Source organism: Pseudomonas sp. TWI628 (genome assembly GCF_039673865.1).
In the GTDB taxonomy this organism is placed as follows: domain Bacteria; phylum Pseudomonadota; class Gammaproteobacteria; order Pseudomonadales; family Pseudomonadaceae; genus Aquipseudomonas.
In genome coordinates this window covers 35326-54655 of record NZ_JBDJMM010000005.1, presented here as the reverse complement: position 1 = coordinate 54655, position 19330 = coordinate 35326, and the positions used below count along the sequence as shown (strand labels likewise).

At 62.5% G+C, this 19330-nt stretch carries 16 protein-coding genes; 6 read left to right on the top strand and 10 right to left on the bottom strand.

The genetic code is table 11. From position 1 onward, the window contains the following. Window positions 1-125 precede the first annotated feature (125 nt). The 3 genes from ABE528_RS05215 to uvrD form a co-directional block, all read right to left on the bottom strand. Complete coding sequence (locus ABE528_RS05215; RefSeq protein ID WP_027917084.1) at window positions 126-533, bottom strand: SMI1/KNR4 family protein; 408 nt, start codon at window positions 531-533, stop codon at window positions 126-128. Between the two features lie 114 nt (window positions 534-647). Then, on the bottom strand, window positions 648-1505 hold the full coding sequence (locus ABE528_RS05210) for a TIM44-like domain-containing protein (protein ID WP_346652380.1): 858 nt from the start codon (window positions 1503-1505) through the stop codon (window positions 648-650). Window positions 1506-1616: 111 nt separating this feature from the next. Further along, complete coding sequence (gene uvrD, locus ABE528_RS05205) at window positions 1617-3803, bottom strand: DNA helicase II (protein WP_346652379.1); 2187 nt, start codon at window positions 3801-3803, stop codon at window positions 1617-1619. A 235-nt stretch (window positions 3804-4038) separates the two neighbouring features. Here uvrD and ABE528_RS05200 point away from each other — a divergent pair, with 235 nt between their 5' ends. Continuing rightward, a complete protein-coding gene (locus tag ABE528_RS05200; RefSeq protein WP_346652378.1) occupies window positions 4039-6399 on the top strand; it encodes an EAL domain-containing protein in 2361 nt (786 codons plus the stop codon). A 12-nt stretch (window positions 6400-6411) separates the two neighbouring features. On the opposite strand, the gene zwf is transcribed toward ABE528_RS05200, so the two are convergent. Beyond that, entirely contained in the window at window positions 6412-7854 is a 1443-nt protein-coding gene (gene zwf / locus ABE528_RS05195) for a glucose-6-phosphate dehydrogenase (protein WP_152957310.1), read from the bottom strand. A 103-nt stretch (window positions 7855-7957) separates the two neighbouring features. On the opposite strand from zwf, the gene hexR reads away from it, so the two are divergent. Both hexR and ABE528_RS05185 read left to right on the top strand, forming a co-directional pair. Beyond that, window positions 7958-8824 carry a transcriptional regulator HexR gene (hexR, locus tag ABE528_RS05190; protein WP_027917078.1) on the top strand — a complete coding sequence of 289 codons (867 nt, stop codon included), beginning with the start codon at window positions 7958-7960 and terminating at the stop codon, window positions 8822-8824. 107 nt (window positions 8825-8931) lie between these two features. After that, window positions 8932-9150 carry a hypothetical protein gene (locus ABE528_RS05185; RefSeq protein ID WP_346652377.1) on the top strand — a complete coding sequence of 73 codons (219 nt, stop codon included), beginning with the start codon at window positions 8932-8934 and terminating at the stop codon, window positions 9148-9150. On the opposite strand, the gene ABE528_RS05180 is transcribed toward ABE528_RS05185, so the two are convergent. Further along, window positions 9092-10039, bottom strand: a complete 948-nt coding sequence (locus ABE528_RS05180; RefSeq protein WP_346652433.1) for a LysR family transcriptional regulator — start codon at window positions 10037-10039, stop codon at window positions 9092-9094. The genes ABE528_RS05185 and ABE528_RS05180 overlap by 59 nt on opposite strands. A 205-nt stretch (window positions 10040-10244) precedes the next feature. Between ABE528_RS05180 and ABE528_RS05175 the strand changes: the two genes are divergently transcribed. Then, window positions 10245-11660, top strand: a complete 1416-nt coding sequence (locus ABE528_RS05175; RefSeq protein WP_346652376.1) for an acetyl-CoA carboxylase biotin carboxylase subunit — start codon at window positions 10245-10247, stop codon at window positions 11658-11660. Window positions 11661-11670: 10 nt separating this feature from the next. Continuing rightward, on the top strand, window positions 11671-13479 hold the full coding sequence (gene oadA, locus ABE528_RS05170; protein WP_152957347.1) for a sodium-extruding oxaloacetate decarboxylase subunit alpha: 1809 nt from the start codon (window positions 11671-11673) through the stop codon (window positions 13477-13479). 184 nt (window positions 13480-13663) lie between these two features. Here the strand turns inward: oadA and ABE528_RS05165 are convergent, their stop codons facing one another. Genes ABE528_RS05165 through ABE528_RS05155 form a run of 3 tightly spaced genes read right to left on the bottom strand, consistent with a single transcriptional unit; the run spans window position 13664 to window position 15428 of the window. Next, window positions 13664-14335 (bottom strand): GNAT family protein, encoded by a 672-nt coding sequence (locus ABE528_RS05165; RefSeq protein ID WP_152957346.1) that lies wholly within the window; start codon window positions 14333-14335, stop codon window positions 13664-13666. Between the two features lie 5 nt (window positions 14336-14340). After that, entirely contained in the window at window positions 14341-14787 is a 447-nt protein-coding gene (locus tag ABE528_RS05160) for a GNAT family N-acetyltransferase (protein ID WP_346652375.1), read from the bottom strand. Between the two features lie 11 nt (window positions 14788-14798). After that, entirely contained in the window at window positions 14799-15428 is a 630-nt protein-coding gene (locus tag ABE528_RS05155; RefSeq protein WP_152957344.1) for an FMN-binding negative transcriptional regulator, read from the bottom strand. An 89-nt stretch (window positions 15429-15517) separates the two neighbouring features. Here ABE528_RS05155 and ABE528_RS05150 point away from each other — a divergent pair, with 89 nt between their 5' ends. Next, window positions 15518-17047, top strand: a complete 1530-nt coding sequence (locus tag ABE528_RS05150; RefSeq protein ID WP_346652374.1) for a PLP-dependent aminotransferase family protein — start codon at window positions 15518-15520, stop codon at window positions 17045-17047. Window positions 17048-17077: 30 nt separating this feature from the next. Here ABE528_RS05150 and ABE528_RS05145 read toward each other — a convergent pair whose 3' ends face one another. Continuing rightward, window positions 17078-18181: a polyamine ABC transporter substrate-binding protein gene (locus ABE528_RS05145; protein WP_152957342.1), complete on the bottom strand. Its 1104-nt coding sequence runs from the start codon at window positions 18179-18181 to the stop codon at window positions 17078-17080. Between the two features lie 2 nt (window positions 18182-18183). Continuing rightward, window positions 18184-19224: a histone deacetylase family protein gene (locus ABE528_RS05140; RefSeq protein ID WP_346652373.1), complete on the bottom strand. Its 1041-nt coding sequence runs from the start codon at window positions 19222-19224 to the stop codon at window positions 18184-18186. Between the last annotated feature and the right edge of the window lie 106 nt (window positions 19225-19330).

Below are 19330 nucleotides of genomic sequence, written 5' to 3'. Positions count from 1 at the left end.
ATGCCCTCTGCGCAAGATTTCACCGTCGTCCGAGGGGATGGAGCGGTAGCGATGTCGCCAGGCGCAGAAAGCCTGGCGATCTTAACTGGGGTGATGGCGCTAAGCCATTGTTTTGACTGCGCTTTTCAGCTTTCCAGCCACACGTCCCGTGCCCAGTGCCACACCGACTCCCAGCTCTCCTCGGCAACGGCTTCTTCGTCGCCTTCCCACAGCACCACGGTGCCGTCTTCCTCGACGCAGTAGTAATTATTGCCGTCCTCGCAGAGCGGAATCAGGTCGCGCGGCACACCGGCGTCCCAGGCGTTGGCAGCGACGTCGGGCAGGTAGGTGTGCGACTGCGGATCGGTGCAGGTCACCGGCTCCAGCGAGCCATAGACCACATCGCTGACCGTCAGCAGAAACTCCTTGAACACGAACGGAATGTTGATGAACAGCTGTTCCTCGATCTCGACCAGTTGGTCTTCATCGGGAAGCTCCAGCGGCACCGGCACGGGTTCATTGGCTTCACGGAGTTGTTCGATCACTTCTTCCACGGTTTACATCCTCTGACCTTGATGACAACGCTGCGCGTTATACCCTAGTAGCCTGCTCTGGCAAAAGCAAAAACCCCGGGACAGGCCCGGGGTTTTTTGTGCAACGTGCGACGGTTAACCGTTTTGACGGATACCGGCGACCAGCCATGGCTGGTTCTCGCCCTGGGCGCGAACCATGTGCCAGCTTTCGCTGAAGGCTTCGCCCTGGTCGAAGCGCGAGGTCTTCGACACGCCACGGAAGGTCAGGGTGGCGTCGGTGCGGTCGGCGCGATCGTCGACACCGTCCAGTTGCACATCGAGGTCATCGATGTAGGTGGACTGGAAGCCATCACCCAGGTCGGCACGCTCGCGCTTGAGGAATTCAAGCATCTGCGGGGTGACGAACTCGGCGATCTTGTCCATCTCGTTGGCATCCCAGTGCTGCTGCAGCGACTGGAAGTGGCTGCGGGCCGCTGCCAGGAAGCTCTGCTCGTTGAACCAGGCCGGTGCGTTGATTACCGGAGCGGCTGCGGCGGCAGGGGCGGCCGAACCACCGAAGATCGGCGGCTGGGCTGGCTGCTGGCCATGGGCTTCACGCTGGAACGGCGCGTGGCCCGGAGCGGCCATTTGCGGCTGCTGCTGGCGACGGCGTGCGGCAATGAAGCGGAACACCAGGAAGGCGATCAGGCCCATGATCAGGAAGTCCATGATCTGCATGCCCTGGAAGCCGTCACCCATGAACATGGACGCCAGCAGGCCACCGGCGGCGAGGCCGGCCAGTGGGCCCAGCCAGCGCGAGGCACCGCTGGCGGCGGCCGGGGCGCGGCCTGGAGCGGTCGGCGCGGCAGCAGGCGTGGTTGGCGTAGCCTGGCGGGTCTGGTGGATAGGTGCGGCGCCCGAGCTCTTGCCGCCGCCGAAACGCTTGGCGTTGGCGTCCAGGCTCAGCGTCAGGCCGACGCAGAGCGCCAGTGCGATGCTAAGAAAACGTTGCATAAATGGGATTTCCCCTGTTGTGGATTGCACGCGCGCCATGGTGCACAGGTTCCTGTGCACATGACCAGCGACAAGATGTTTCCAGCTTTTGCCTGGAATGTTTCGAGGCTTTTAGATGGCCTCGAGCTTGGCGTATCCCAGCATGAGCCATTTGCTGCCTTCGGCAAAGTTCACCTGCACCCGCGCCTGGGCACCGGAACCCTCGAAGTTGAGGATCACCCCTTCGCCAAACACTGCGTGCTGCACGCGCTGGCCCAGGCTGAAGGAGGTCTGCGGAATGGCCGCATTGGCAAACAGGTTGCTGCTCGTGCTGGTCGAACCGCCGAACGGTCGGCTGACACTGTTGGAAAGGCGTACTTCCTGAACCAGGCCACTCGGAATCTCACGTACGAAACGAGAAACCTTGTTGTAGGTCTCGCTGCCATAAAGGCGGCGGGTCTCGGCATAGGTCATGATCAGCTGGCGCATGGCGCGGGTGATGCCCACGTAGGCCAGGCGGCGTTCCTCTTCCAGGCGGCCGGGTTCTTCCAGGCTCATCTTGTGCGGGAACAGGCCTTCTTCCATGCCCACCAGGAAGACGTAGGGGAATTCCAGGCCCTTGGCGCTGTGCAGGGTCATCAGCTGGATGCTGTCTTCGTGCTCGTCCGCCTGGGTATCGCCCGCCTCCAGCGAAGCATGGCCAAGGAAGGCCGACAGCGGCGACAGGTCGGCGTCGTCTTCGCTGGTTTCGAAGTTGCGCGCGGCGCTGACCAGTTCCTCAAGGTTTTCTACCCGTGCCTGGCCTTTTTCACCCTTTTCTTCCTGGTGATAGATGATCAGGCCGGACTGCTCGATGGCCGTCTGGGTCATGGTGTGCAGCGGCATATCCGCAACCTTGCTGGCCAAGCCCTCGATCAACTCGATAAAGGCACCCAGGGCAGAAGCGGCGCGGCCTTTCAGCGCCTTGGCGGCCAGCAACTGGCACATGGCTTCCCACATGGACAGCTGGCTGTGGCGGGCATGCTCGCGAATGGCCTCGACGGTTTTCTCGCCAATTCCACGGGGTGGCACGTTGATTACCCGCTCCAGTGCCGCATCGTTGCCGCGGCCTTCGATCAGGCGCAGGTAGGCCATGGCATTCTTGATTTCGGCACGCTCGAAGAAGCGTTGGCCACCGTAGATGCGGTAGGGGATGCGTTCGCGCAGCAGGGCTTCTTCGAGCACCCGCGACTGGGCGTTGGAGCGATACAGGATGGCGATGTCATTGCGCGCGCTGCCTTGCTTGATCAGGCTCTCGATGGTCTCGACCACATAGCGCGCTTCATCGTGCTCGTTGTAGGCGGCATACAGCGTCAGCGGTTCGCCTTCGCCCATGTCGGTCCACAGTTCCTTGCCCAGGCGCCCGCTGTTGTTGGCGATCAGCGCGTTCGCGGCCTTGAGGATGCCGCCGGTGGAGCGGTAGTTCTGCTCCAGGCGGATCATCTCGGCGTCGGGGAAGTCGGCCGTGTACTGGTGAATGTTCTCGATCTTGGCGCCGCGCCAGCCGTAGATCGACTGGTCGTCGTCGCCCACCGCCATCAGGCTGCCACCGTTCTTGCCTGCCAGCAGGCGCAGCCAGGCGTACTGCACGGCGTTGGTGTCCTGGAATTCGTCCACCAGCAGGTGGCGGAAGCGCCGCTGGTAGTGTTCCAGCAGGCCAGGGTGGTCGCGCCACAGGTCGAGGGCGCGCAGTAGCAATTCGGAGAAATCGATGACCCCGGCGCGCTCACAGGCCAGTTCATAGGCACTGTAGACATCACGCATGGTCTGCAGGAACAGGTCGCCGCTGGCCTGGATATGATGTGGGCGCAGGCCCTCGTCCTTTTGCCCGTTGATGAACCATTGCGCCTGGCGCGCTGGCCATTTCTGCTCGTCCAGGCCGAGCTCGCGCATGACACGCTTGATCAGCCGCTGCTGATCATCGCTGTCGAGAATCTGGAAGTTCTGCACCAGGCGTGCTTCCTGCCAGTGCGCCCGCAACAGGCGGTGCGCCAGGCCATGGAAGGTGCCCACCCACATGCCGGCCGGGTTGATACCCAGCAACTGCTCGATCCGCTGGCGCATTTCGGCGGCAGCCTTGTTGGTGAAGGTCACCGACAGGATCGAGTGCGGCGATGCCTGCTCGACCTGGATCAGCCAGGCGATGCGGTGCACCAGCACGCGGGTTTTACCGGAACCGGCGCCAGCAAGCACCAGCTGACGCCCAAGCGCGGCCGCGACGGCCTGGCGTTGGGCATCGTTGAGGGAATTCAGCAGGAGGGAGAGGTCATCTGTGTGCATCCGGCCATTCTAGGGGCAGGCCGGTCAACGGGCAAACGCCTACTGTATAAATATTCACCTGTCGCGCTGTGGCTCATCGGGTTCTGGTACTCGCGACATTTCAGCTATACCAGTATCCGTACCCGCGTGGCTTGGTGAAAGATGACCCGGAGGAGTTTGGCCAGGGCTGCCGTTTGTGTAAGATCGCAGCTCGTTTAGTGCCAACCATAACAAGAACACTACAAGAAACAGCGCTATGAACCAGGACTGCACGGCGATCGGAGTATCGCCGGAGATGACAAGGAATGTGCGCAGGCAGTTCGCCACTCAGCTCTCCGTCGAGCGAACGCGTCTGCTGTATCAAGGCTCTCTGTTACCTACATTGTTCATGCTGCTCAACGGCCTGCTGTGCGCCTGGCTGTTGTGGAACCCTGGGCGCTATCTGCTGGTGGGCGTTTGGCTGGTGTGGCTGCTGGCGCTGGTGGCCCTGCGGGTGATCCAGGTTGCGGCGTTCGATGCAGCCACGGCGCAACGCCAGGCCAACCCCGGCTGGCGCCGCATGTTCCTGTTCGGTTCGGCGTTCAGCGGCCTGACCTTGGCCTGTGCCGCAATCGCGCTGGTGCCGGAAGACAACTTCGTGCAGCAGGCCTGGGTGTTCGGGCTGCTGGGGATGGCCGCCTTGAGTGCGAGCATTGCCTATGCAGTCAGCCTGCCGGCCTTTCTCAGCTTTGCCTTGCCCTGCCTGTTGCCACCCATCCTGTTCCTGTTCTACTTCGAGGCGGGGCAGCAGCGCGGTTGGGGCTGGCTCGGGCTGATCCTGCTGGCGGCGTTGCTGGTGGTGGCCTGGCAGGTCAACCGCCTGCTCGACCGCAGCCTGCTGCGGCGTTTCCAGAATCAGGCGTTGAACCAGGACCTGCAACGGGTCTCGGCGCAGAAGGTGCTCGAAGAGCAGCAGCGCCTTGCTGCCACGGTGTTCGAAGCCTGTAATGAGGGTGTGGTGATTCTCAGCGCCGATTTCGGGGTGCTGGCGGTGAATCAGGCTTACTGCCAGATGACTGGCTATAACCGCTGCGAGCTGCTGGCGCGCGAGTTGTTCGAATTGCCATGCCACAGTGATGCGCGCAGGCACAGCCAGGCCATCGAGTCGGCGCTGGCGCAGCAAGGCGGTTGGCAGGGTGAACTGGTAGAGGCGCGCAAGCACGGCGAGCTGCACCCGCAACGCTTGCAGCTGACGGCTGTACGTGACGCCGAGGGCCAATTGAGCCAGGTGGTCGGCTTCTTTACCGACCTGTCGGCGTGCCGGGCATCCGAGGAGCGCCTGCGCTATCTGGCGCACTACGATGAACTGAGCGGGTTGGCCAACCGTTCACTGTTCCGGTTGCGCCTGCAGCAAGCCGCGCAACGCGTGCGCAGCAACGGCCGCAGCCTTGCCCTGCTGCATATCGACCTGGACCGTTTCAAGCTGCTCAATGAAAGCCTGGGCCATGAACTGGCTGATCAACTGATTCGCAAGATTGCCCGGCGCATTGTCAGCACCGTTCCCGAGGCGGACACCGTGGCGCGGCTGTCCGGCGATGAGTTTGCCGTGCTGTTCGATGGTTACAGCAACCTGTCGAGCCTGGTGCGGGTCACCACCCGCTTGTTGAACAAGTTGCGCAAGACGCAGCGGCTCGATGGGCATGAGGTGGTGGTCAGTGCTTCGGTGGGTATCAGTGTGCTGTCCGATGTCACGCTCGATGCCGATGCCCTGATCAGCCAGGCAGACATGGCCAAGCAGCATGCCAAGCATCTGGGCGGTGACAACTTCCAGTTCTATACCGAGAGCCTGCGCGCCAGCACCCTTGAGCGCCTGCAGCTGGAGAACCAGCTCCGCAAGGCCATCGAAGAAGAACAACTGATGGTCTATTACCAGCCCAAACTGTGCCTGCTCAGTGGGCACCTGCATGCTGCCGAAGCACTGGTGCGCTGGCAGCATCCAGAGAGGGGCATGGTGCCGCCAGGGGAATTCATCGGCCTGGCAGAAGAAACCGGGCTGATCGCCCCTATTGGTGAGTTCGTGCTCCGGCAAGCCTGCAAACAAGCGCGCGAATGGCTGCGGCAAGGGCTGGAGGTTCGGGTTTCGGTCAACCTGTCGGTCTACCAGCTGCGCCAGGGCAAGCTGGTCAGTCTGGTGCGTCAGGTGCTCGAGGAAACCGGCTTGGCGCCGCATCTGCTGGAGCTGGAGCTGACCGAAAGCCAGCTGCTGGACAGCGTCGAACACATCATCACGACCTTCGAGCAACTGCACGCACTGGGAGTGAAGCTGGCCATCGATGATTTTGGCACCGGCTATTCGTCATTGAGCTACCTCAAGCGCCTGCCGGTGGACTACGTGAAGATCGACCAGGCATTCATCCGTGGCCTGTCCGAGGGTAGTCAGGATGCAGCCATCACCCGGGCGATCATCACCCTGTCCAGAGGCCTGGGCCTGAAGGTGGTGGCGGAAGGGGTGGAAACGGCGGAACAATTGGCGTTCCTGCGTGAGCAGGCGTGTGATGAGGTTCAGGGCTATCTCATCAGCAGGCCTGTTCCTGAGCCGGAGTTCAGGCAGATGCTTGACCGTCCATGGGCGCATTGAGCGCAAGATCACTCAGCCATGCCAGTGCCTGCCATGCCTGGCCAGCAGGCTGTTGGCCTGTTCCGGGCCGTTGTTGCCAGCAGCATAGTGGCGGGGCGCCTGGAAGTGCTCTTCCCAACCCTTGATGATCGGGTCGATCCAGGCCCAGGCGGCCTCCACTTCGTCGCGGCGCATGAACAGCGTCGAATCGCCTTCCAGGATGTCCAGCAGCAGGCGCTCGTAGGCGTCCCAACGGCGGGTCTGGCCAAATACCTGGGCAAGGTTCAGGTCCAGGTCGACCGGCTCCAGGCGCATGCCCTTGCCGGGGCTCTTGGTCATCATGCGCAGGCTGATGCGTTCCTCCGGCTGCAGCTGGATCAGCAGCTGGTTGACCTGGCCGCCACTGAACAGCTCGTGGGGCACGGGTTTGAACTGGATGACGATCTGCGACGAGCGCCGCGCCATGCGCTTGCCGGTCCGCAGGTAGAAGGGCACGCCGGCCCAGCGCCAGTTGTCGATGTGGGCGTGCACGGCGACGAACGTTTCGGTGTCGGTGTCGTTGTCGACATCTTTCTCGAAATAGTAGGCCGGTACTTCCTGGCCGCCGATGTGGCCGGCACCGTACTGGCCACGCACGGTCTTGTCCTGCACATCCTGGCCGGTAATGGGCTTGAGGGCGCGCAGGATCTTCACTTTCTCGTCGCGCACGGCTTCGGCTTCGAACTGCGCAGGTGGCTCCATGGCCACCAGGCACAGCAGCTGCAGCAGGTGATTCTGCAGCATGTCGCGGGTCGCTCCGGCGCGGTCGTAGTAGCCACCGCGGTTTTCCACGCCCAGGGTTTCGCAGACACTGATCTGTACATGGTCGACCTGGCCGTTGCGCCACACCGGCTCCAGCAGGGCATTGGCGAAGCGCAGGGCCATCAGGTTCTGCACGGTTTCCTTGCCCAGGTAGTGGTCGATGCGAAACACCTGCGTTTCGTCGAACACCGCGCCGATCGCTTCGTTGATGGCGGTGGCGGATGCCAGCGAGTGGCCGATCGGTTTCTCCAGCACGATGCGCGCTTCGCTGTCGGCCAGCCCGGCAATCCGCAGGTGGTTGGCGATGGGTACGAAGAGGTTGGGCGCAGTGGCCAGGTAGTAGATGCGGGTCAGCCCTCCAGGCTCGCCGAGGTAGCGGGCCAGGCGGCCGAAATCGGCGCTTTGCGCAGCATCCATGGGGAAGTAGTCGAGGCGTGCGGAAAAGCGTTGCCACACATCTTCGTCGAAGTCGTGGCGGGCGATCTGCGCCCGGCAATGGCGCTCGGCGAGCTTGAGGTATTCGTTACGGCTTATGTGGCGGCGGGCGAGGGCAATGATGCGCACCGCGTTGTTCAGGCGCGCCTCGCGATACAGGTGATAGAGCGCTGGCAGCAGTTTGTGCAGGGCCAGATCACCGGTGCCACCGAACACCAGAATGTCGCAAGGAATAGTCAAACCACCACTCTCCACGTTCGTTTAACTGGGCGGGTTGGCGTCCATGTAGTATAACTACAAGAAAGCTACATCCCGGCCAGCCGATCATAACCGAGTCCAGCCCGTGAATCTGTTGCAACATATCGCCCAATCGCGCCACCTGCTGCGCAAATCGGAACTCAAAGTGGCCGACCACGTGCTGCTCGACCCGGCTGCCGTGATGCACAGCTCCATGGCCGACCTGGCGCACAGCGTGGGCATCAGCGAGCCGACCATTGTGCGATTCTGCCGGGCGATCGGTTGTTCGGGTTTTCAGGATCTCAAGCTCAAGCTGGCGCAGAGTCTGGCGGCTGGCGCCAGTTTCGGCCAGTTCGCGATTCATGAAGACGACTCGGTTGCCGACTACAGCCTGAAGATTTTCGATACTACCCTGCACACGCTGATGGAAGTGCGTGAGCACCTGGACCCGCAGGCCCTGCAGCAGGCCGTGAGCGCCATGGCTCAGGCGCAACGCGTAGAGTTCTATGGCTTTGGTGCATCCGGCGCGGTAGCCGCCGACGCCCAGCACAAGTTCTTCCGCCTGCTGCTCAGCGCCGCAGCCTACTCCGACCCGCACATGCAGGCCATGTCGGCGGTGACGTTGAAGCCGGGTGACGTGGCTGTGTGCATTTCCCAGTCGGGGCGTTCCAAGGACCTGCTGATCACCGCCAACCTGGTGCGCGAAAGCGGCGCCAACCTGATCACCTTGTGCCCAAGCGCGACGCCACTGGCGGAGCTGTCGACGGTCAACCTGGCAATCGACGTGCATGAAGACACCGAGATCTACACCCCACTGACCTCGCGTATTGCTCACCTGGTGGTGATCGACGTGCTGGCCATGGGCGTGGCCATGGCCCGTGGGCCGAGCCTGGTCAATCACCTCAAGAGCGTGAAACGCAGCTTGCGTAGCCTGCGTTTGTCGCCCAAGTCGATCAAGGCTACCGACGACTGAGGTCGCTTCAGGCGGTCAAATTTCACGGTTTTGTCACCAATCCACAGCCAAACCGTAAACCCTCAAGGCCAGTCTGAAACTCCCGCATCCTATCTGGGAGACAGGCAATGGCTCGTGACTTCGACGGTACGTACCAACCCAGCGCCAAGGCTCGCAAGCAGCAGGAAAAGGATCAGCGCCGCATGGAGTACCGCCGCGCGATCGAGAGCTATTGCGACCAACGTCAACTGCTCCGCGAGCTCGTCGACTATCCTGAGCTGCAGGCGCTCACGGTGTGGCAGGCCTCGTCGGCATCTTCCCCGAAAATCGCTCAACCAGTGCGCTGATCAGCGCACGTTCGCTGCGGATGAACGCCAAAAAGGCCAAGGCCACCGGCGATTGCCGCTTGGCTTTGGCCTGCACTACGCACCAGCTGCGGTACAGCGGTAACTCTTCCACCGGCAGCTCCCTGAGAACACCCGTGGCCAGCTCCAGATTGACGGCATGGCGGGTCAGCAGGGCAATGCCCAGGCCGGCGATCACGCATTCGCGCTGGGCATCGGCCGAAGCGACCTCCAGCGTCTGGGTAAAGTGCACGCGCTTGTCCTTGAAGTACTCCTCGCAGGCCTTGCGCGTGCCTGAACCCTGCTCGCGGACCAGCAGGGTATGAGGCTCCAGGTCCTGCAGGCGCAGTTGTTCGAGCTTGCACAGCGGGTGTTCCGGTGGGGCCACGGCAATGATCGGGTTGTTGAGAAACGGCAGAAACTCCAGGCCCATGTCCTGCGGCACCATCGACATGATGATCAGGTCGTCGCGGTTATCGGAAAGCCGGCGGATTGCCTGGGCGCGGTTGACCACCGTGAGGGTCAGGTTGACCTCCGGGTGACGCTGCTTGAAGGCGGCGAACAGGTGTGGCACGAAGTACTTGGCGCTGGACTCGATCGCCAGTTTCAGTTGCCCCTGCAGTGAGCCCTGCATGTCCGACAGCTGCATGTCGAGGCTTTCCAGGCGCCCGAAGATGTCGCGGCTGGCCCGTTGCAGTGCTTCGGCGGCTTCGGTCAGGTAGAGCTTCTTGCCGACGTACTCGAACAGCGGCTGGCCGACCAGCTCTTCGAGCTGGCGGATCTGTAGACTAACGGCGGGTTGCGTCAGTGCCATCTCCTCGGCCGCACGGCTGTACGAGCGCAAATCGCACACCTCGTTGAAGATCTGCAATTGACGTAATGTCATACGCATCAAGGACTTACGCATTTTTATCGGCTCTTCGGCAATACCTTGTTACCGAACTATAAGCTTTTGCTAATACAGCCCCTAACAAATATTGATTTTTGTTTATCGACCTTCAGCGCTAGGGTGAATGTGCGACTGGCCAGCAACCTCTGGTCACGCGCCGACCGGTACAACCGGATCGTCTGTTCCTACGGGCTTTGGGAAGAATCCAGTGATAAAAAAAATCCTGATCGCCAACCGGGGTGAAATCGCAGTTCGGATCGTGCGTGCCTGCGCCGAAATGGGCATTCGCTCTGTCGCGATCTATTCCGATGCCGACCGTCACGCCTTGCACGTCAAGCGCGCCGACGAGGCCCACAGCATTGGTGCCGAGCCACTGGCCGGTTACCTGAACCCGCGCAAGCTGGTCAACCTTGCTGTGGAAACCGGCTGTGATGCCCTGCACCCGGGTTACGGTTTCCTTTCGGAAAACGCCGAACTGGCAGAGATCTGCGCCGAACGCGGGATCAAGTTCATCGGCCCGGCCGCCGACGTCATCCGCCGCATGGGCGACAAGACCGAAGCGCGTCGCACCATGATCCAGGCCGGTGTGCCGGTCACTCCCGGTACCGAAGGCAACGTCGCCGATATTCATGAAGCCCTGAGCGAAGGCGAGCGTATCGGTTATCCGGTGATGCTCAAGGCCACTTCCGGTGGTGGCGGCCGGGGTATCCGCCGCTGCAACAGCCGTGAAGAGCTGGAACAGAACTTCCCACGGGTAATCTCCGAAGCCACCAAAGCCTTCGGCTCGGCTGAAGTGTTCCTGGAAAAGTGCATCGTCAACCCCAAGCACATCGAGGCGCAGATCCTCGGTGACAGCTTCGGCAACGTCGTGCACCTGTTCGAGCGTGACTGCTCGATCCAGCGCCGCAACCAGAAGCTCATCGAAATTGCCCCGAGCCCACAGCTTACCCCGGAGCAGCGCGCCTACATCGGCGACCTGGCGGTGCGTGCGGCCAAGGCGGTGAACTACGAGAACGCCGGTACCGTGGAGTTCCTGCTCGCCGATGGCGAGGTGTACTTCATGGAGATGAACACCCGGGTGCAGGTGGAACACACCATCACCGAGGAAATCACCGGTATCGACATCGTCCGCGAGCAGATCCGCATCGCGTCGGGCCTGCCGCTGTCGGTGAAACAGGAAGACATCCAGCACCGTGGCTACGCGTTGCAGTTCCGTATCAACGCCGAAGACCCGAAGAACAACTTCCTGCCCAGCTTCGGCAAGATCACCCGTTACTACGCCCCCGGCGGCCCGGGCGTGCGTACCGACACGGCGATCTACACCGGCTACACCATTCCGCCGTTCTACGACTCCATGTGCCTGAAGCTGGTGGTCTGGGCGTTGACCTGGGAAGAAGCCATGGACCGCGGCCTGCGGGCCCTGGATGACATGCGCGTGCAAGGGGTGAAGACCACGGCCGCGTACTACCAGGAAATCCTGCGCAATCCGGAATTCCGTAGCGGCCAGTTCAATACCAGCTTCGTCGAAAGCCACCCGGAACTGACCAACTACTCGATCAAGCGCAAACCCGAAGAGCTGGCCCTGGCCATCGCCGCCGCCATCGCCGCCCACGCAGGCCTGTGAGGAACCCATAATGTCCAAGAAAATTCACGTAACCGACACGATCCTGCGCGACGCCCACCAGTCCCTGCTGGCTACCCGCATGCGTACCGAAGACATGCTGCCGATCTGCGAAAAGCTCGACAAGGTCGGCTACTGGTCGCTGGAAGTCTGGGGTGGCGCCACCTTCGACGCCTGCGTGCGCTTCCTCAAGGAAGACCCGTGGGAGCGCCTGCGCAAACTGCGTGCGGCGCTGCCCAACACCCGTCTGCAAATGCTGCTGCGCGGCCAGAACCTGCTGGGCTACCGCCACTACAGCGACGACGTGGTCAAGGCCTTCGTCGCCAAGGCTGCGGTCAACGGCATCGACGTGTTCCGCATCTTCGACGCCATGAACGACGTGCGTAACCTGCGTGTCGCCATCGAAGCGGTGAAGGCTGCCGGCAAGCACGCCCAAGGCACCATCGCCTACACCGTCAGCCCCGTGCACACCATCGACGCCTTCGTCGCCCAGGCCAAGCAAATGGAAGCCATGGGATGCGACTCGGTTGCGATCAAGGACATGGCCGGCCTGCTGACGCCGTTCGCTACCGGTGAGCTGGTGCGGGCGCTGAAGGCCGAGCAGTCGCTGCCGGTGTTCATCCATTCTCACGACACCGCCGGCCTGGCCGCCATGTGCCAGCTCAAGGCCGTGGAAAACGGTGCCGACCACATCGACACCGCGATCTCCAGCTTCGCCTGGGGTACCAGCCACCCAGGTACCGAGTCGATGGTCGCCGCGCTCAAGGGCAGCGAGTTTGATACCGGCCTGGACCTGGAACTGCTGCAGGAAATCGGCTTGTACTTCTACGCCGTGCGCAAGAAGTACCACCAGTTCGAGAGCGAGTTCACCGCCGTGGACACCCGCGTGCAGGTCAACCAGGTCCCGGGCGGGATGATTTCCAACCTGGCCAACCAGCTCAAGGAGCAGGGCGCGCTGAGCCGCATGAACGAAGTGCTGGCAGAAATCCCGCGTGTACGTGAAGACCTCGGCTTCCCGCCGCTGGTGACGCCTACCTCGCAGATCGTCGGTACCCAGGCGTTCTTCAACGTGCTGGCCGGTGAGCGCTACAAGACCATCACCAACGAGGTGAAGCTGTACCTGCAAGGCGGTTACGGCAAGGCGCCGGGCGTGATCAACGAGCAGTTGCGCCGCCAGGCGATCGGTAACGAAGAAGTGATCGACGTACGCCCGGCCGACCTGCTCAAACCAGAGATGGCCAAGCTGCGTGGCGACATCGGTGCCCTGGCCCGTTGCGAAGAAGACGTGCTGACCTTCGCCATGTTCCCGGACATTGGCCGCAAGTTCCTCGAGGAACGTGAAGCCGGCACCCTGACCCCAGAAGCCCTGCTGCCGATTCCTGAAGCCGGTGCAGTGGCCTCCCACAGTGGCGAGGGTGTACCGACCGAGTTCGTCATCGACGTGCACGGCGAAACCTACCGTGTCGACATCACCGGTGTCGGCGTCAAGGCCGAAGGCAAGCGTCACTTCTACCTGTCGATCGACGGCATGCCGGAAGAAGTGGTGTTCGAGCCACTCAACGAGTTTGTCGGCGGTGGCGGCAGCAAGCGCAAGCAGGCCAGTGCACCGGGCCATGTCAGCACCACCATGCCCGGCAACATCGTCGATGTGCTGGTCAAGGAAGGCGACGTGGTCAAGGCCGGCCAGGCCGTGCTGATCACCGAGGCGATGAAGATGGAGACCGAAGTGCAGGCGGCCATCGCCGGCAAGGTCGTGGCCATCCACGTGGCCAAGGGCGATCGCGTGACGCCGGGCGAGATCCTGATCGAGATCGAAGGTTGAGATAAGCCTTCATCTACAAGCGGTTTACCTCTGGGGAGCGGGTGCTCCCCTTTTTTTGTGCTGGATTTACCGGCCCTTTCGCGGGCAAGCCCGCTCCCACTGGTACCGCGCACAGCTTGAGAGCAGCGCAGTACCTGTGGGAGCGGGCTTGCCCGCGAAGAGGCCGGCTGCCTCGATAAATCTCTCAGCTTTTGCGGCAGGCCTCCAGAGTCTCTACCTGGCCCTCCGGCTGTTGGTTCGCCTCACTCAACCACCGCTCAAACCCCGCTGCCACCTGCGGCCACTCATCATCGGTAATCGAGTACCACGCCGTATCGCGGTTGTGGTCCTTCACCACCAGGTGCTTGCGGAACACCCCTTCGAAAACGAAGCCGAACCGCTCCGCTGCACGCTTGGAGCGGGCGTTGGCGTTGTTGCACTTCCACTCCAGCCTCCGGTTGCCCAGCTCGAAGCTCAATTTGCCCAGCAAGTAGACGGCCTCGGTGCTCTTGGGCGTGCGCTGCATGGGGGCGCCGAAGGCGACGTGGCCGATCTCGATACGACCATGGTCGGGCACGATCGACATCAGGCTGAGCACGCCCTGGGCCTGGCCGCTGGCCCGGTCGATCACGGTGTAATACAGCGGGTCGTGGCCGGCGGCATTACCTTGCAGCCAGCGGTCGAAGGCAGCACGCTCGGTGAACGGGCCGTAGGGCAGGTAGGCCCACAGCTGCGGGTCGGAATCGGGCCCTTGCAGGGCGGCCCAGAGGTCGTCGCCGTGACGCGCCGGGTCGAGTTTCTCCAGGCGGATGAAGCGGCCGTCGATGGGCTCGGCCTTGGGCGCTGCGGCGGGTTTCCAGTTCAGTGCGTCAGTCATGTGGCCTACAACCCTTTGCGGAATTGGATGAAGCCCGGGCGCTCGGCAACCTGTTCGTACAGGCTGATGGCGGTGGCATTGGTTTCATGGGTCAGCCAGTGCACCTTGATGCAGCCAGCGGCCTTGGCCGTGGCGTACACGTGCTCGATCAGCTGGCGGCCGATGCCCAGGCCGCGCTGGCTGCTGTCGACGTAGAGGTCCTGCAGATAGCAGGCGTTCTCGATGCTCCAGTTGGAACGATGGTAGATGAAGTTGACCATGCCCACGGCCTTGCCATCGACCCAGGCCAGGGTCGAATGGGTCGGTTCGTTCGGGTCGAGCAGCCGTTGCCAGGTGCTGAGGCTTACCGCTTCGGTCAGTTCGGTCTGGTAGAAGCGCAGGTAGGCTTGCCACAGGGCGAGCCAGACGGCGTGGTCTTGAGCGCTGACGGGACGCAGGGTAACGATGGGCATGGGCTTTTCCTTCAGAGTTGGCGCATGTGCGCCGCAAGTTGATTGTCCTGGTAATCCGGGCTGGCACCCAGGCCTTCGCGCACGCCGGCGATATCCTCGGCCGAGCGGTTCTGGCTGAGTTTGCGCGCGCCTTGCAGGCGGGCAATCGGCAGGCGAATGCCGACGATGGCGCGGAGCATGCCATCGAGGTAGTCGGTGGGGGCGTCGGCGACTTTCCAGGGTGCGCTGCGGCCCTGTTCGTGACGGTCGGTCAGGCGGCTGACAATCTGCAGCAGCGGCGCGGCTTCGTGGATCACTTCGGCAGTGCCGTAAGCATGCACGGCAAGGTAGTTCCAGGTCGGCACCACCTTGGGGTTTTCGGCCTTGCTCGGGTAATAGCTGGGGCTTACGTAGGCGTCGGCACCTGGGAACACCAGTAGTGCTTCGGCGCCTTGCTCCAGGTCCTGCCACTGGCGGTTAGCTCGCGCCAGGTGGGCGTAGACGGTGCCGAAGCCGCCCTCGTCGGTGTCGAGCAACACTGGCAGGTGCGTGGCCAGCAGGCCCTGTTCGCCGTGGCTGACCAACACCGCCAGGCGGGTGTCGCGCATGTGCTGGTGCAAGCGCTCAAGGTCATGTTCCTGATGGGGTTTGCTGTTGTACATGCGCGGGTCCTTGTCGAATGGCTCCATCCTAGGCAGGCTATTGGTTCTGCGTAAGAGCCATTAATTGCTGTTTTGATAGGTCCAATGCCATGAGTGAACGTCCCCTTGTATTGCCTTTCGATCCTGCCGGTATCGTTCTCGATCGCCGCCGCGGGCTCAGCCATCAGCTTTACCAGGCCTTGCGTGCACGGGTGCTGGATGGCCGCCTGAGCAGCGGTACCCGGTTGCCGGCCACGCGTGACCTGGCGAGGGTGCTGGCGCTGTCGCGCAACAGCGTGGTACGTGCCTATGACCAGTTGTATGCCGAGGGCTACATCGAAAGCCGGGTAGGGGATGGCACTTATGTAAATCGCCTGCCAAAACTATCCACACAACTATCCACAGGGTTATCCCTAGGGTTACCAACAGACTTATCCACATTTTGCCTCAGTGATACTGAAGATTTATCCAGCAACCAGCTTTCCAGTGAGCCGTTGGAGCGGCTGAAAAATAACCACCTTCCACCGCCAAAAAGCGGCGCGCCCAGGGCATTTCGCGTCGGAATTCCGGCGTTCGATTTGTTCCCGTTTGACGTGTGGGCCAAGCTGCAGGCGGGTTTCTGGCGTAATCCGTCCCCGGCGAAGCTGGGTTATGGCGACCCCGCAGGTGAACCGATACTTCGCGAGCTGATAGCCGCCTACTTGCGCCGTTCGCGCGGCCTCTCCTGTGCGGCTGAACAAATTGTGATCACCAGTGGTGCGCAACAGGCCATCAGCCTTTGTGCACAGTTGCTGTTGCAACCGGGCGACGGCGTGGCTGTGGAAAACCCGGGATATCGAGCCGCCGGGCATACCTTCGCCGTGGCCGGCGCCAAGGTGACCGGTGTGCCGGTGGACGAGGATGGCCTGGATTGCCAGCGCCTGGAGCAGCTGGCGGGTTGTCGGCTAGCTTATGTCACCCCGGCGCACCAGTACCCGACCGGCGTGACCATGAGCCTGCCCCGGCGCCTGGCCTTGCTGGCCTGGGCCGAGCGCAACGATGGCTGGATCATCGAGGATGACTACGACGGCGAGTACCGCTACAGCGGCGCGCCCTTGACCCCGCTGGCAGCGCTCGACCGCCAGGGGCGGGTGTTGTATGTCGGCACTTTCGGCAAGATCGCCTTCCCGGCTTTGCGCCTGGGCTATCTGGTGCTGCCGCCACGGCTGGTGCAGGCGTTCAGCCAGGGCCGGGCACTGGCGGTGCGGCATTCCGAGGTGGGCACCCAGTGCGTGATGGCCGAATTCATGGCTCAAGGGCATTTCCAGCGGCACATCCGACGCATGCGCAAGGCGGCGCTGAGCCGGCGCAATGTGCTCAAGGCCGGATGGCCGGTGGATGTGCCCGGGCTTGGTGCGATGCCTGAGGTGGCGGCCGGGCTGCATGTGAAGGTGGATGTGGATAACGTTGCGCGGGAGCAGGCGTTGGTGGCAACGGCTGAGGCGGTGGGTGTGGAGGTGAACCCGTTGAGCAGTTACTGGCTGGAAGAGAGCGAGGTGCCTGTGGATAAGCGGGCAGGGCTGGTGCTGGGGTTTGCGGCGGTGCCTGAAGGGGAGATTGCCGAATCCTTGATGCGTTTGCGCAAAGCCTGGAGAAAGTGAATGGGGCTGCAAAGCAGCCCCTGCTGTACATCAGGTTCCGGATTTGATCCGCGTCCAGGCCCGAGTCCGCGCCCGTTCGGCCTCACGCGTCAACGGTTTCAGGGTGTACAGCTTGGCCATTGCCTCGGCCGTCGGGTACAGGTTCGGGTTGTTGCGAATCGCCGGGCTGACCTTGTCGGTGGCATCCTTGTTCGGGTTCGGATAGCCGACAAAATCACTGATCGGCGCGATCACCTCAGGCCGCAGCAGGTAGTTGATGAACGCGTGGGCATCCTCCGGGTTCGCCGCATTCTTCGGGATTGCCAGCATGTCGAACCAGATCGGTGCACCTTCCTTGGGCAGGCGCATGTCCACCACCACACCATTCTTCGCTTCCTTCGCGCGGTTGGCGGCTTGCGAGAAGCTGCCGCTGTAGCCCACCGCCACGCAGATATCACCGTTGGCGATGTCGGCCATGTACTTCGAGGAATGGAAGTAGGTGATAGACGGGCGGATCTTCAGCAACAGCGCTTCGGCCTTCTTGTAGTCGTCCGGCTTGTCACTGTTGGGTGGCAAGCCCAGGTACTGCAGGGCCAGCGGCAAGATCTCCGACGGCGAGTCGAGCAGCGCGACGCCACACTGTTTCAGCTTGGCGATGTTCTCTTCCTTGAAGATCAGGTCCCAGCTGTCGACCGGGGCCTGGTCACCGAGCACGGCCTTGACCTTGTCCGGGTTGAAGCCGATCAGGATGGTGCCATACATGTACGGCACGGCGAACTTGTTGCCCGGGTCGTTGGCTTCGATCAGCTTCATCAGCGCCGGGTCCAGGTGTTGCCAGTTGGGCAGCTTGCTGCGGTCCAGCGGCTGGAATACCCCGGCTTCGATCTGCTTGGCGAGGAACACGTTGGACGGTACGACCACGTCGTAGCCGGAGTTGCCGGTGAGCAGCTTGGCCTCGAGCGCTTCATTGGTGTCGAAGATGTCGTAGATCAGCTTGGTGCCACTGTCCTTCTGGAAGTCGCTCAAGGTCTGCGGGGTGATGTAATCGAACCAGTTAAACACACGCAGGGTGCGCTGCTCGGCTTGAGCGTGCAGGGCACCGGTGAACAGGGTGGCAGCGATGAACGGGGCGAGCAGACGCTTGAGTCGGACCATGATCAGGCTCCTGGCTGGGCGCGCTGGAAGCCTTCCAGCACATTGACTGCGTTGATACCGATTTCTTCCACAGCGTAGCCACCCTCCATCACGAACAGGGTGGGCTTGCCGAGCTGGGCAATGCGCTTGCCCATTTCCAGATAGTCCGGACTGTCCAGCTTGAACTGCGAGATCGGATCGTCCTTGAAGGTGTCTACGCCCAGGGAGACCACCAGCACGTCGGCATCATAGGCAGCAATGCGTTGGCAGGCGTCTTCCAGTGCAGCGCTCCAGGCCGCCCAGTCACTGCCGGCGGGCAGCGGGTAGTTGATGTTGCAGCCAACGCCTGCGCCTTCACCGGTTTCGTCGGCATAGCCGAGGAAGAACGGGAATTCATCTTGTGGATCGCCATGGATCGAGGCGAAGAACACATCGTTGCGCTGGTAGAAGATGTCCTGGGTGCCGTTGCCGTGGTGGTAGTCGACGTCGAGGATGGCCACCTTGGCGCGGCCCTGGTCGAGGAAGGCCTGGGCGGCGATCGCGGCGTTGTTCAGGTAGCAATAGCCACCCATGACCTCTGCGGCGGCGTGGTGCCCTGGTGGGCGGCACAGGGCGAAGGCCGAGTGAGCGCCTTGCTGGATGGCAGCCTGGGCGGTCAGGGCGACCTGCGCAGCGCTGTAGGCAGCCTGCCAGGTGCCCGCGGTGATCGGCGCGCCGGCGTCGAAACTGTAGTAGCCCAGTTCGCCATGCAGGCCGGTTGGCTTGACCTGGCGCAGGGTGCGCGCCGGCCAGGTGAAGGGCAGCAGGTCGCCGTCGTGACCGAGCGCGGCCCAGCGTGCCCAGGCACCTTGGAAGAAGTCGAGATAGTCGGCGCTGTGGATGCGCTGCAGCGGCGCACGGCCGAAATCGGTTGGGCCCTGGACGTCGCCCAGGTTGCGCTTTTTCACTTGTTCAAGAACGTGGTCGGCGCGGGAGGGCATTTCGAAGCAAGGCATCAGCTTGCCGTCGATCAGCTCGCAGCGGCCATGGTGCAGGCGGTGATCATCGGAATAGATCGTCAGCATTTGTTGTTCTCCGGGTTACTGGCGTGGGCCCATTTTTAACGGGAGACCCGGTGGCGGAGAACGACGCAAACGGCCAAAAGGGGATCGATGTGGCCAAGCTCGTTGG